Raw genomic sequence first — 14,110 nt, forward strand, 5'->3', positions numbered from 1 at the left:
TGCCGGAACGGGGAAATCCCGGCGATCCGAAATCTGAGCCGAAACGCCCTGGCCCGCTGCAGTAGACAAGGCGGCGGCCAAGCGTGTTCGTTGCATAATCCTTGCATGCAATCCCTTTAGTTTTGCCTAATCGATAGGCGCTGCGAAAGAGAGCCCCGTGACGACCCTGACCAGCCTGCTCGCCGCCCATCTCGATGGCAGTGCCACCATCCCGCAGACCATCGCCGCCTGCTATGCCCGCCACCGCGCCCATGGCGACGCCGCGATCTTCATCACACTGCGGCCGGAAGCCGAGGTGCTGGCGGAGGCTGAGGCCCTGCACGCGGAAGGGCCGCGCGGCCGCGCGCTCTGGGGCATCCCCGTCGCGGTGAAGGACAACATCGACGTCGCCGGACTGCCCACCACCGCGGCCTGCCCCGCCTTCGCCTATAAGCCGGAATGCGACGCAACCGTCGTCGCGCGACTGCGCGCGGCCGGTGCGATCGTCATCGGCAAGACCAATCTCGACCAGTTCGCCACCGGTCTGAACGGCTCCCGTTCGCCCTATGGCGTGCCGCGCAATGCGCTCCGCGCCGATCTCATCCCCGGCGGCTCCAGCTCCGGCTCGGCGAGCGCGGTCGCAGCCGGCATCGTGCCGGTGGCGCTGGGAACCGATACGGCCGGCTCGGGCCGCGTGCCAGCGGGATTGCAGAATCTCGTCGGCCTCAAGCCCAGCCTCGGTCTCGTCTCGACGGCAGGCGTCGTGCCGGCCTGCCGCACGCTGGACTGCGTCTCCGTCTTCGCCCTGACCGTCGGGGATGCCTGGACGGTGCTGTCCGTCGCCGCAGGCCCCGACGCCGGCGATCCCTGGTCCCGCGCCCTGCCGCTGGGCCGCCCCGGCGCCGTGCCGCCAAAGCTGCGGGTCGCCGTGCCTCGCCCGGAGGATCTCGACGTCGCGGGCGATGCCGCGGCGGCCGCGAGCTTCGCCGCCGCGGTCGAGCGCGCCAAGGGCCTCGGCGCCGAGATCGTCCCGCTCGACATGGCCCCGTTCTACGAGACCGCGCGCCTGCTCTATGAGGGCCCCTGGGTCGCCGAGCGCTACCTGACGATCCGCGACCTCCTGGCGAAGGACGCCGAGACGATCCTGCCCGTGATCCGGCAGGTCCTCGCGGGGCGGCCCCTGCCCGACGCAGCCGAGACCTTCGCCGCGCGCTACCGCGTCGCCGAACTAGCGCTGGTCGCCAAAGCGGCAATGAAGGGCATCGACGCGCTGATGGTGCCGACAGCGCCGCGCCCGGTGACGCTGGCCGAGATGGCCGCCGACCCGATCGGCGCCAATTCGCTGCTCGGGCGCTATACCAATTTCGTCAACCTGCTCGATCTCTGCGCGCTCGCCATCCCCGCCAGCCTGGCGGCCGACGGTACGGCGGGAGGTGTGACGCTGATCGCCCCCACCGGGCACGATGCCGTGCTCGCGGGCATCGGGCAGGCGCTCCACGCCGCCGCCGGGCTGCCGCTGGGCGCGACCGGCCTGCCTCATCCCGCCGTGACACCCGCGCCGGTTCGGGCCGCTTCCGACGCCATCGAGATCGCCGTCGTCGGCGCGCATCTGTCGGGCATGCCGCTGAACCGCGAACTGACGGACCGGGGCGGCAGCTTCCTGCGGGCGACCACGACCACCGCCGACTATCGCCTCTTCGCCCTGCCGGGTGGACCGCCGGCGCGTCCGGGGCTGATCCGCGTCGCGACGGGTGGCGCCGCGATCGCGCTCGAGGTCTGGTCGCTGCCGCCGGAGGGCTTCGGCCGCTTCGTCGCCGGCATCCCCTCCCCGCTCGGCATCGGCACGCTGGCGCTGGCCGACGGCACGAGCGTCAAGGGCTTCCTCTGCGAGACCATCGCCACGGAAGGCGCGCGCGACGTGACGGAATTCGGCGGCTGGCGCGCCTTCGTGGCCGCGCAGGCGAAGGTGGGGTGATGGCGCGTTTGACCAACCGCCTGCGGGCTGCCCTCACCGCGTCTCCGCATAGCTCCTGAACGCATCCCGGACGATGCCGATATGGGCGCGCATCGCCTCCTGCGCACCCGGCTGGTCGCCGCGCAGGAGCGCCTGCACGATCAGGTCGTGCTCGCGATAGGAGCCGCCAAGCCGCCCCGTGGCGCGGAACTGCGCCCGCCGGAACGGCGCGACGCGGGTGCGTGTCATCAGCGTCAACTCTGCGAGATAGCCGTTATGCGAGCCGGCATAGATCGCAGCATGGAAGGCCTCGTTCTTCTCGTGATAGCTCGCCGGGTCGCCCTCATGGACGAGCAGCCGCAAGGCCTCGTGCAGGGCTTCCAGCGCCCGCCGCTCGGGCACGGTCATGTTGCGGGCGGCAAGGCCGGCACAGAGCGCCTCCAGCTCCGCCATCGCCTCGAACATGTCGTTGAGCTGGCGGGGCGTCGGCAGCGCCACCACCGCGCCGCGATGCGGCCTGACGCTGACCAGCCCCGAGGCCGACAACTGGCGGATCGCCTCGCGCACCGGGGTGCGCGATACGCCGAAGCGGGTCGCAAGCTCCTGTTCGTCCAGCGGCGTCCCGGGCTCGAGCTGGCCGGAAACGATCGCATCGGACAGCTGCAGCCGCAGCGCCTCGGTGCGCGTCACCGGCGCCGTGGCGGGCCTGGCGGTTCGGACGGGGGCGGAAACTGGCTGCATGACCCTGTCGCCGTCGGGGAAAGGTGGGGCGGGAGGAGCAAGGGGGTGCGCGGTCTCCCGTCGCCGCTCACTCGGTAATGGCACTGACATGGGCGGCGACGACGCGCCAGCCCTCGGGGAACTTGACCCAGGTCTGGCTCTGGCGGCCGATCTTGCCCGCCATGCTCTCGCGCCGGAACAGCGTGTTGGCCGTGGCGAAGGCGTCGCCATAGGTGGTGATGACAGTGCGCTCGATCGTGCGCTTCAGCCCGGCGGAGGGGCGCGCCGCGCGGAACGCCGCAATCTCGCCGAAGCCGTAGAGATTTTCGCCGATGCCGTAGCGGATCGTCTCGGGCGCATCCTTGAAGCAGGCATCCAGCACCGCGACGTCGTTCTCGTTCAGCGCCTTCTCATAGACCATGAAGGCGGCCTCGACTTCGGCGACGACGGCGGGATCGTTGAGGATCATGGGGCAGGTCTCCAGGCTTTTGTCGCGTTGTCTTCCTCAGCCCTCATCCTGAGGAGCGTCGCAGGCGCGTCTCGAAGGATGCTCCAGAAAGCGACCGCTGGAGCATCCTTCGAGACGCCGCTTCGCGGCTCCTCGGGATGAGGGCTGTGAGGACCATTTACGCCGGCGGATGGGGAATCGCCGTCAGCAGTTCCTTGGTATAGTCCGCCTTCGGGTCGCCGAGCACCTCCTCGGCCGTGCCCTGTTCGACGATGGCGCCCGTCTTCATCACGATCACCCGGTCACAGAGCAGCCGCACGACGTTGAGATCATGCGAGACGAAGAGATAGCTCATCCCGAGCCGCTCCTTCAGCTCCTGCAGCAGATTGAGCACCACCGCCTGGACGGAGACGTCGAGCGCTGCCGTCGGCTCGTCGAGGATGACGAGATCGGGGTCGAGCGCGATGGCGCGGGCGATGCCGACACGCGCCTTCTGCCCGCCCGAGAGCTGGTGCGGAAAGCGGTCGATCAGCTCGACCGGCAGGCCGACCAGCCGCGCCAGCTCCTCGCATCGCGCCCGCAGCGCGTCGCGCCCCGAAATCCCGCCCATCCGCAGGATCGGATCGGCGATCGCGCGCTCCGCGGTGAAGCGCGGATTGAGGCTGTCGGTCGGGTCCTGGAAGACCATCTGGATGCGCCGGCGATGCGCGGACGCCGCGAACTGCTTGGCGGGAATCGCGCCGATATCCGTGCCGTCGAAGAGGATCGAGCCGCTGGTCTTGTCGATCAGCCGCGTGATCATCATCGAGGTCGTCGACTTGCCGCAGCCGGACTCGCCGACGAGCCCGAGCGTCTCGCCCTTGGCCACGCTGAAGCTGATGCCGTCGACGGCGCGGAACGGGGCTTTCGGCGCCTCCGCCTTGCCCATCAGCTTCGCGAAGAGCGAGCCGCCCTGCGGCCGCGGATATTCCTTCACGAGGTTCTCGACCCGCATCAGCGGAGCGGCATCCGGCTTCGGCGCAGCCTTCGCAGCCACCGGCTGTGCGGCCGGTCCCTTCTGCGCCTCCGGCAGCAGGTCGCGCAGGCTCATGCCGATGCGCGGCGTCGCCTGCATCAGCTTGCGGGTATAGGCGTGCTGCGGATTGCGGAAGATCTCGCTGGCCTGGGCCGTCTCGACGACGTTGCCCTTCTCCATCACCACGACCTTGTCGCAATAGGCCGCCGCCAGCCCGAGATCATGGGTGATCAGGATGGTCGACATGCCGCGCTCGCGCGTGAGCTCGACGATCAGGTCCATCACCGCCTTCTGGGTGGTGACGTCGAGGCCCGTCGTCGGCTCGTCGGCGATCAGGAGCTGCGGCTGGCAGGCGAGCGCCAGCGCGATCACGACGCGCTGGCACATGCCGCCCGACAGCTCGAACGGATAGGCGTCGTAGCGCTCCTCCGGCCGCGCGATCCTGACCTTGGCCAGCGCCTCGATCGCCTTCTCCCGCGCCGTCGCCCGCGTCGCCTGGACATGCTCGAGCAGCACGTCCTCGATCTGCTTGCCGACCTTGCGGATCGGGTTCAGCGCGGCGCGCGGGTTCTGGAAGATCATCGAGATCTCGCGCCCGCGGATGTCGCGCATCTGCGCTTCGCTGGCAGCCACGAGGTCGACGCCGGAAAACGAGATCGACCCATCCGCGACCTTGCCGGCCCGGTCGAGGATCCGCACCACGGCATAGGAGGTCACCGACTTGCCGGAGCCGGATTCGCCGACGATCGCCACCGTCTCGCCCTTGGCGACGCTGACGTCGATCGCCTTGACCGCCTGCACCGTGCCCCGGCGCGTGGCGAACTCGACCGTGAGGTTCTTGATGTCGAGGAGCGGGGGAGAGCTCATGGGCGGACATCTCCATCATGCTCGGGCATGACCCGAGCATCTCGTGCCGGAGATTCCCGACTCTCCGCTACGCTCTGGTCGGGAATGACGGCCTGCTGGACCCAAGCCATCCTCAATTCCTCCGCTGCGGATCGACGAGGTCGCGCACGCCGTCGCCGAGCAGGTTGAAGCAGAACACCGCCGTCATCAGCGCCAGCCCCGGGAAGAAGGCGATCCACCATTCGCCCGAGACGATGAAGCTCGCGCCCTCGGCGACCATGATCCCCCATTCCGGGGTGGGCGGGCGCACGCCGAGCCCGATGAAGGACAGGCCCGCCGCGTTGAGGATGGCGTAGCCCATGGTCAGCGACATCTGCACCGCCATGATCGGCATGATGTTGGGCACGATCTGCGTCAGCAGCAGCCGCCAGTCGGAATTGCCGGAGAGGCGCGCCGCCTGCACGAAGCCGGCCTCGCGACGCACATTCGCCTCGGCGCGGGCGACGCGGGCATAGAGCGGGAAATTGATGATCGCGGTGGCGATGACGATGTTGGTGACGCTGTTGCCGAGCGCAGCCACGATGCCCATCGCCAGCACAAAGAGCGGGAAGGCCATGATCGTGTCGGCGAGGCGCCCGACGACCTTGTCGACCCAGCCGCCATAGAAGCCGGCCATGACACCGGCGAGCCCGCCCATCGCGAAGACGAGCGCGACCGAGCAGACCGCGATGGCGAAGTCGAGCCGTGTCGCCACGATCACCCGGCTGAAGATGTCGCGCCCGAGCTGGTCGGTGCCGAACCAGTGCCGTGCGCTCGGCGCCTGCAGGGCCGAGTTGGTATTGCTGGCGAGCGGGTCATAGGGGACCAGCGAAGGCCCGAAGATCGCAGCAAACAGGATCAGCGCGAAGAGCCCGAAGGCCAGCCCCGTCACCGGGTTCTCGGAGACGATGTGGCGGGCATGCGCCAGCAGGCTGGTCGAGGGCGGCGCCTCGAAGCGCAGCGCGGGAGCCGCGGCGGGGTCGATCTTGGTCATGTCGTTCATGCCCTCAGCCCTCCAGCCGGACGCGGGGATCGATCACGCCGTAAAGCACGTCGATCATCAGGTTCAGCGCGACGTAGAGGATCGCCATCGTCAGCACGAAGCCCTGGATCGGGGCATAGTCGGAGGCGATCAGCGCCTCGACCGCATAGGAGCCGACGCCCGGCCAAGCGAAGACCTTCTCGACCAGCACATTGGCGCCGAGCAGGAAGGAGAACACCATGCCCAGCGTGGTGACGACCGGCAGCATCGCGTTGCGGAAGGCATAGGTGCCGATGACCTTGCGGCTGGAGAGCCCGCTGGCGCGCGCGGTTCGCACGAAGTCGGCCCCGAGCACGGCGAGCATCGAGGCCCGCGTCATCCGCGTGATCGGGGCGAGCGAAAAGATCGCCAGCGTGATCGCCGGCAGCGCGATCTGGGCGAGCGCGGCGCGGAAGGTCGCGCCATCCCGCGCCAGCAGTGAATCCACGAGGTAGAGCCCGGTGATGCGGGCGGGTTCCGAAGCGAAGACGTCGAGCCGCCCCAGCGGCGCCGGCGCCCAGCCCAGGATGAAGTAGAACACGTAGACCAGCAGCAGCCCGGTGAAGAACACCGGCAGCGACACGCCCGCCGTCGCCACGATGCGGCAGAGATGGTCGATCCAGGAGCCCTGGCGGACGGCGGCGAGCACGCCGAGCGGCAGCGCCACCGACATCGCCAGCAAGAGCCCCGCCAGCGTCAGCTCGGCCGAGGCCGGCAGCCGCTGGGCGAGATCGGCCGTCACCGGCTGGCCGGTCGTCAGCGACATGCCGAGATCGCCCTTCACCAGGGCGGTGACATAGGAGACGAACTGCACCGGCAGGGGCTGGTCGAGCCCGAGCTTGCTGCGGATCTCGATGATCGCCTCCGGCGAGGCGGCCGGGCCGGCGAAATAGGCAGCCGTATCGCCCGGCAGCACCCGCGTCAGCAGGAAGGTGACGATGATGACGCCGATCACCGAGGGGATCGTCGTCATCAGGCGCTGGCCGATCAGGCGAAGCATGGGGTCATCCTCCCGTCGCAGCAGACGTCGTCATTGCGAGCGCAGCGAAGCAATCCAGGCGGACGAAGCGTGCGCCCGCCCCTGGATTGCTTCGTCGGCTTCGCCGCCTCGCAATGACGGCCAGTGGCCATCGGCGTCACACGCCCTTGGTCAGGTAGCGGAAGTCCGGCTCGCGACAGGGCTGGAACTGGTAGCCGCCGATGTTCTTCTGCAGCGCGACATCATGGGTCGGCTGGTTGATCGGCACCATCGGCACCTCGGCATTGATCAGCTTGATGAAGTCGATGACGTTGGCGTCGTAGGAGGCCTTGTCGGGGGCGAAGCGGGCGGCGTCGACGAGCTTGTCCAGCGCCGGGTTCTGGTAGGCGGCGATGTTGAAGATCGAGTTGTTGCCGTGCATCGTCCAGAACAGGTAGTAATCCGGATAGTCGAGCCAGCCCGCGAAGCGGTTGAGCACCATCGGATTGGTCTTCTTGGCGATCTCGGTGCGGAAATTGGCGCCCGGAACCTTGTTGATTTCGACCGTGATCCCGATCTGCGAGAGCGATTCCTTGATGAGCACCGCCATCGGCTCGGCCACGGTCGCGTTGCCGGCATCGAAATACAGCGTCGTCGAGAACGGGCCGCCCGCCGCATCGACCAGCGCCTTCGCCTTGGCGACGTCGGTGGTGTAGGGGAAGGGCTGCGGCCAGGCGACCTTCGGGGTCGTGCCGCCGGCCATCGAGACGCCGCGGCCGAACAGCGCCGCCTGCATGATCTTCTCGTAAGGCATCACCCAGGCGACGGCCTGGCGCAGGCGCACATCCTTGAACGGGCCGACCTGCGTGTTGAGGTAGCAGCCCCAGACACCGTTGGGGATCGGCACGCCGACGACGTTGATCTTGCCGGCGTCGAGCAGGTCCTTGAAGTCCTTCGGCGGCAGCCCGTAGGACACGTCCGCATCCCCGCGCTCGATCAGCGCCCGGCGCGTCGAGGGCGAGGCGATGTCGCGCGCGATGATGCGGCGCAGCTGCGGCAGCTTTCCGCAGGCCCAGGCGTCGTTGCGGACATAGATCGTCTCGACGCCCGGCTTCCAGCTCTCGACCTTGAAGGCGCCGGAGCCGGCGATGTTGTTCTTCAGGTACTCCTTCGCCCACTGATCGCCGCCGCTGTTGGCGATGGCGAGCTCGGAGTCGAAGACGAACGGAATGGTGACCGCCAGGTTGGGCAGCGTCATCTTGTCCTTGCGCAGGAAGTCGATGCGGAAGGTCTTGTCGTCGACAGCGACGAACTGCTCGGGCTTCTCCAGCGAGCCGGCGTTCATCTGCGTGGTGGCGAAGCCGCCGATCGAGACCGCGCGGTCCATCGACCACTTCACGTCCTTGGCGGTGACCGCGCGACCCGAATGGAACTTGGCGTCGCGCAGCTTGAAGGTGGCGCTCATGCCGTCGGAGGCGACCTGGTAGCTCTCGGCCAGCTCGCCCTCGAGCTCACCCATCGCAATGGTGTTGCCGCCGCCGCCCGGGATCGGGACCGGCTTGAAGCGCAGCAGGCGATCATAGCAGTTCAGCGAGACGCCGTTGACCGGCTGCGACGAGCCGATGCCCTGCATGTCCAGGCTGTTGGGCCCGTATTCCTGCACGAGCAGCAGGGTTTCGGCCCGGCTCGGCGCCTGGGCCTGGGCACTGCCCTTGGCCACGAAGGGAGCAGCGAGGCCTGCGGCCAGGGCGGTGCGGCGCGTGATCATCGGGGTCTGTCCTCGGTTGGCAGGCTGGTGAAGGAACGGAACACGCCGGTTCGCTAGCAGGGAGCGTGCCAATTCCGATGACCTGTGATTCCAAGGGCTTCGGGCCGATCACCGCCGTCGCCCTGCCTGCCTTGCATGCCATTGTATGCACGACGGCAGATGGTGATGAATTTATGGGCAAACTCACCGCCGCCTCCTGACTGGGCTTAATTGTTCGTTCAGAAGTCGGCTCGGTCGCCTGCGCACCGGCTCACGCCCCCTTGCGTCGCGGCGAATCCGCCTGTGGAGTTGCCTCGCCCGCGACACCGGGCCGGAGTGAAGCGGATGCGCGCGCGTCAGATCGAAGTCTTCCGGATGGTGATGCGCTGCGGCACGCTCACCAGCGCCGCCGAAGCCCTGAACGTCTCGCAGCCGGCGCTCAGCCAGATCCTCCTGCACACCGAGGACGAACTCGGCTTCAAGCTGTTCCAGCGGGTCAAGGGCCGGCTGATCCCGACCCCGGAGGCCGAGGATCTCTACCCCGAGGTCGAACGCCTGTTCGGGGACCTCGAGGCCCTGCGCGGCCGCGCCCGCGACCTGCGCCACGGCAAGGCCGGCATCGTCAGGCTTGCCGCCTCCGCCCCGCCTTCGCTTTCGGTCGTGCCGGAGGCGCTGCGCCATTTCCGCAGCGCTCACCCCGCCTTGCGGGTGCTCTCCTATGTCGTGCCGGCCGAGATCATCATGCGCATGCTCGACGACGGCCAGGCCGGGCTCGGCGTCGCCATGACCGACGAGCCGATGGCGGGGATCGACACCGAGATCATCGGGCGGACGCGGATGGTCTGCGTCCTGCCCGCGGGCCATGAACTGGCGGAAAAGGCGTCGATCGCCGCCGCCGACCTGCAGGACGAGACGCTGATCTCCTACCGCGCCACCTCCCTGCAGGGGCGGTTGCTGCGCGAGGCCTTCGGCCGCGAGGGGCTCGTTTTCCAGCCGGAAATGGAGATCGACGTCTCGATCATCGGGCTCGCCTTCGTCCAGCAGGGGCTCGGGGTCGCGGTGGTGGACGGTCTCCTGCCCTGGCACAGCTTTCCCGGCCTCGTGACCCGGCCCTTCCTCCCCGAGGTCTCGCTGCCGCTGTGCCTGCTGACCAGCGCGCGCCGCCCGCTCTCGCGCAGCCACGATCTCCTGCGCGCCCATCTGCGCACCGCCTGCCGCAATCTCGGCCTGGCGGAGGCGGACAAGCCCGACCATAAGCCCGCCTTATGAAGCGGGGTGGCCTTGCTCTTTGACGGCGAGGCGGGCGCGACCCGACACTGCCGCGCACTCCACGGACAGGCACATCATGAGCTGGCGTATCGGCGTCGACATCGGCGGCACCTTCATCGACTTCTGTGCCCTCGAGACTGGCACCGACCGCGTCGAGACCATCAAGGTCCTGACCACGCCGGACGAACCGGGCAAGGAACTGCTCGACGGGCTGCGCCTGCTGCAGGAGCGCCACGGCATCGCGCCCGGGGAGGTCGTCTCCTTCGTCCACGGCACCACCGTCGGCATCAACACCATCATCCAGCGCAAGGGCAGCCGGCTCGCGCTGATCACGACGGCCGGCTTCGAGGATGTCATCGAGCTCGCCCGGCTGCGCATGCCCGAGATGTACTCGCTATTCTGCGCCAGGCCCGAGCAGCTGATCCCGCGCGACCGCATCCATGGCGTCCGCCAGCGCCAGCTCGCCAGCGGCGAGATCGCCGAGCCGCTCGACGCCGACGGGCTCGCCGCCGCCGTGGCCGCCATCCGCGCCAAGGGCGTCGACGGCGTCATCGTCTCCTTCCTCCATGCCTATCGCAATGGTGCCCATGAGGCGCAGGCCAAGGCGCTGATCGCGGAACTGGCGCCCGAGCTCTTCGTCTTCACCACCAGCGAGGTCTGGCCGGTGATCCGCGAATACGAGCGCACGACCACCGCGATCCTGAACGGCTATGTCCATCCTCGCGTGGCGGGCTATCTGACCGCGCTGGAAGAGGCGCTAGCCTCGCGCGGCGTGCCGGCAGCCCCGATGCTGACCAAGTCGAACGGCGGCATCATGAACGCCCCGACGGGCAAGCGCGCTTGCGTCAACATGCTGCTCTCGGGCACGGCGTCGGGAGTCATCGGCGCGGCCTGGCTGGCCGAGCAGGCCGGCGTCGGCAACGTGCTGACGCTCGACATCGGCGGCACCAGCGCCGACCTCGCGCTCATCATCGACGGCCAGCCGCAATTCGGCACCGGCGAGGTCGTCGGCGACTTCCCGCTCTTCCTTCCGAGCGTCTCCGTGACCTCCATCGGCAGCGGCGGCGGCTCGATCGCCTGGGCGGATGATTTCGGCGTGCTCAAGGTCGGCCCCGAAAGCGCCGGCTCGACGCCGGGGCCCGCCTGCTACGGCCGCGGCGGCACCCGCGCCACCGTCACCGACGCGATGGCGGCGAGCGGCTTCCTCGGCCACACCCCCCTCGCCTATGACCAGATCGGCATGGACCGCGCCCGCGCCGACGCGGTGATCGGCGACCTCTCCGCGAAGCTCGACCAGACGCCGCAGGCCACCGCCGAGGCGATCATCGCGGTGGCGGTCTCCGAGATGTTCGTCGAGGTCAACAAGCTCGTGGCGCGCTACGGCGTCGATCTGCGCGACTTCACGCTGATGCCCTTCGGCGGCGCAGGGCCGATGCTCGGCTGCTTCCTGGCGCGCGAACTCGGCATCCCCCGCGTTCTGGTGCCGCACCGGCCGGGCGTGGTCAGCGCGCTCGGCGGGCTGATCGCCGATGTGAAGGGCGACTTCATCCAGACCGTCTTCGCCGCGGCCGTGCCGGATGCGCTGCCGCTGCTGCGCGAGGCGCTGGCCAAACTCAAGGCGGATGGGCTGGCCTGGATCCGGCAGGACCAGGGCTTTGACGGCCCCGTGGTCGAAACCTTGAGCGCCGACATGCGCTATCACGGCCAGTCCTTCGAGATCGAGGTGTCGCTGGATGAAGCCTGGCTGCGCGATGGTGACCTCGCCGCCATGACGGCCGCCTTCCACAGCCAGCATCTCGCCATCTACGACTTCAACGACGTCGGCGCCGAGGTGCAGATCGTCAATCTGCGCCTGGTCGTCAGCGGCGCGACGCCGCGGCCGCGGCCCGCAGCGGCGGCGGACCAGCCGGCGGCGATGGCCACGCCCGCACGCCGGATCGAGGTCTGGCTCGACGGCGCCAGCCGCGAGGTCGATCTCCATCACCGCGATGCCCTGCGCAACGGCCACCGCTTTTCAGGGCCGGCCGTCGTCGCCCAGCAGGACACGACGATCTGCATCCCCGAAGGCTTCGACGCCGAGGTCGATGCCCGCCTCAACCTCCACCTCATCCTGCGCAGCGAGGCCTGATCATGGTCGACAAGATCACCTTGCAGGTTCTGGCCAACCACTGCCGGGCGGCGGCCGAGAACATGGCCTACACGCTCTACCGCACGGCCCACTCGACCTTCGTCAAGGAGACCGAGGACTTCACCGTGATGGTGATGGACCGGACCGGCCGCGTCGTCGCTGTGCCGATGGATCTCGGCGCGACCTGGTATCCGGGCATGAACTACAACCGCGCCATCGACCTCGTCGACGAATACCGGCCCGGCGACATCGCCTTCACCAACGATCCCTATAGCGGCTACCTCGCCACCCACGCGCCCGACACGCATCTGTGGAAGCCGATCTTCCATGAGGGCGAGATCGTCTGCTTCGTCGGCGGCCATGTCCACAACACCGACATGGGCGGCGCGGTGCCGGCTTCGCTCTCCCGCTCGCTGACGGAGATCCACCAGGAGGGCATCCGCTTCCCGCCGATGACGCTGATGCGCGACAGCGCCTTCGACGAGACGATCCTGCGGATCATGACGATGAACGTCCGCAAGCCCGCCCTCAACATGGGCGACCTGAAGGCGCTCGCCGGCGCGCTCAACACCGGCGAGCGCAAGATCCTGGCGATGGTCAGGAAGTTCGGCGCGAAGGGCTTCATGGACGGCCTCGACGGGCTGATGGACTATGCCGAGCATCAGGCCCGCGACATCCTGCGCGGTATGCCGGATGGCGAATACGTCTTCGCCGACTATGCCGACGAGGACGGCGTCGACGGCAATCCCTGCCGCCTCAAGCTGACGCTGACGATCAGGGGCGACGAGGCGATCCTCGATTTCACCGGCTCGGACCCGCAGCTGGGCTCCTCGCTCAACGTGCCCACCGGCTCCGACCCGCGCCACACCCTGCTGCTCGTCGGCGTCTACTACGTCCTCTACACGCTCAATCCGCAGATCCTGCTCAACTCCGGCCTGACCCGGCCCTTCACCTGTATCGCGCCCGAGGGCACGGTGCTGAACCCGACCTTCCCGGCGGCCGTCGGCATGCGCAGCCTGACCTGCGCAAGGCTGCGCAGCCTGGTCTTCGGCGCCTTCAGCCTCGCCGTGCCCGAGCGCATGCCCGCCGCGCCGGCGGGGTCGAGTTCCATCGTCAACGTCATGACCACCGACGAGCGCACCCATCGCAGTGTCATCGCCGCGATCAACCCGGTCGTCGGCGGCGGCGGCGGCATGCCCCATCGCGACGGCACCAACGGCTCGGGCGCGGACGCCGCCTATCTCAAGAACACGCCGATCGAGATCACCGAGACCGAGGTGCCGATCCAGTTCACCCGCTATGGCCTGCTGCCGGATTCGGGCGGCCCCGGCCGCTGGCGCGGCGGCCTCGCCACCGTGATGGAGTTCAAGGTCTTCGCGCCGAACTCGCGCATCACCGTGCGCAACCGCGACCGCTCGATCTTCCGGCCCTGGGGCACGCTGGGTGGCCTGTCGGCCGAAACCTCGAATTTCATCATCAACCCCGGCGCGGCCGGCGAGCGCATCCTCGGCAACACCGACATCGCCATCGCCGAGCCGGGCGACGTCATCCACATCCACTCGCCGGGCGGCGGCGGGCGCGGCTGCCCGCTGGAGCGCGAGCCGGAGCGGGTGCGGCTCGATGTCGAGCGCGGCTATGTCGGGCTGGCAGCGGCTAAGGCGCGCTACGGCGTGGTGATGACCGACGGCGTCGTCGATGCCGAGGCGACGGCAGTCCTGCGCGCAACCCTACGCAAGGACGTCCACACCACCCATTTCCATTTCGGCCCGGAGCGCGACGCCTTCGAGTGCCTCTGGACGGCCCAGAATTACGACGCCCTGACGCGTCTGCTCGCCGCCCTGCCGGTCCATTGGCGCTTCTTCGTCAAGACCAAGCTCTTCGCCGCGATGCGCGAGACTGCCAATGCGGGTGACGTGGCAACGGCCTTCACCGCCGTGCGGCGCGACTATCCGCAGGTGCCGGAGGTCGTCTGAGCCGCACCGTCAT

The 14,110-nt window shown here is 68.8% G+C and carries 11 protein-coding genes; 5 read left to right on the forward strand and 6 right to left on the reverse strand.

The genetic code is table 11. The features are described 5' to 3' along the window. The first annotated feature begins 157 nt into the window (after positions 1-157). A complete protein-coding gene (gene atzF / locus BSY19_RS21445) occupies positions 158-1,954 on the forward strand; it encodes an allophanate hydrolase (protein WP_069055918.1) in 1,797 nt (598 codons plus the stop codon). 33 nt (positions 1,955-1,987) lie between these two features. Here the strand turns inward: atzF and BSY19_RS21450 are convergent, their stop codons facing one another. From BSY19_RS21450 to BSY19_RS21475, 6 genes are all read right to left on the reverse strand, one after another. Next, positions 1,988-2,674, reverse strand: coding sequence for a GntR family transcriptional regulator (locus BSY19_RS21450; RefSeq protein WP_069055919.1), 687 nt, complete (start codon positions 2,672-2,674; stop codon positions 1,988-1,990). A 67-nt stretch (positions 2,675-2,741) separates the two neighbouring features. Then, complete coding sequence (gene hpxZ / locus BSY19_RS21455) at positions 2,742-3,122, reverse strand: oxalurate catabolism protein HpxZ (RefSeq protein ID WP_069055920.1); 381 nt, start codon at positions 3,120-3,122, stop codon at positions 2,742-2,744. 157 nt (positions 3,123-3,279) lie between these two features. Next, positions 3,280-4,983: a dipeptide ABC transporter ATP-binding protein gene (locus tag BSY19_RS21460; RefSeq protein ID WP_069055921.1), complete on the reverse strand. Its 1,704-nt coding sequence runs from the start codon at positions 4,981-4,983 to the stop codon at positions 3,280-3,282. Between the two features lie 112 nt (positions 4,984-5,095). Next, entirely contained in the window at positions 5,096-5,995 is a 900-nt protein-coding gene (locus BSY19_RS21465) for an ABC transporter permease (RefSeq protein WP_069057295.1), read from the reverse strand. A gap of 13 nt (positions 5,996-6,008) precedes the next feature. Then, entirely contained in the window at positions 6,009-7,022 is a 1,014-nt protein-coding gene (locus BSY19_RS21470; RefSeq protein WP_069055922.1) for an ABC transporter permease, read from the reverse strand. 136 nt (positions 7,023-7,158) lie between these two features. Further along, entirely contained in the window at positions 7,159-8,748 is a 1,590-nt protein-coding gene (locus BSY19_RS21475; RefSeq protein ID WP_069055923.1) for an ABC transporter substrate-binding protein, read from the reverse strand. Positions 8,749-8,825: 77 nt separating this feature from the next. Between BSY19_RS21475 and BSY19_RS28530 the strand changes: the two genes are divergently transcribed. The 4 genes from BSY19_RS28530 to BSY19_RS21490 all read left to right on the forward strand — a co-directional run bounded on the left by BSY19_RS28530 (position 8,826) and on the right by BSY19_RS21490 (position 14,097). Beyond that, positions 8,826-8,948 (forward strand): hypothetical protein, encoded by a 123-nt coding sequence (locus BSY19_RS28530; RefSeq protein ID WP_257785729.1) that lies wholly within the window; start codon positions 8,826-8,828, stop codon positions 8,946-8,948. Positions 8,949-9,072: 124 nt separating this feature from the next. Further along, on the forward strand, positions 9,073-9,996 hold the full coding sequence (locus tag BSY19_RS21480; RefSeq protein ID WP_069055924.1) for a LysR family transcriptional regulator: 924 nt from the start codon (positions 9,073-9,075) through the stop codon (positions 9,994-9,996). Between the two features lie 76 nt (positions 9,997-10,072). Then, positions 10,073-12,124: a hydantoinase/oxoprolinase family protein gene (locus tag BSY19_RS21485; RefSeq protein WP_069055925.1), complete on the forward strand. Its 2,052-nt coding sequence runs from the start codon at positions 10,073-10,075 to the stop codon at positions 12,122-12,124. A gap of 2 nt (positions 12,125-12,126) precedes the next feature. Further along, positions 12,127-14,097, forward strand: a complete 1,971-nt coding sequence (locus BSY19_RS21490; RefSeq protein ID WP_069055926.1) for a hydantoinase B/oxoprolinase family protein — start codon at positions 12,127-12,129, stop codon at positions 14,095-14,097. The last annotated feature ends 13 nt before the right edge of the window (positions 14,098-14,110 follow it).

The sequence above is a fragment of the Bosea sp. RAC05 genome, from assembly GCF_001713455.1.
Taxonomy (GTDB): Bacteria; Pseudomonadota; Alphaproteobacteria; order Rhizobiales; family Beijerinckiaceae; genus Allobosea.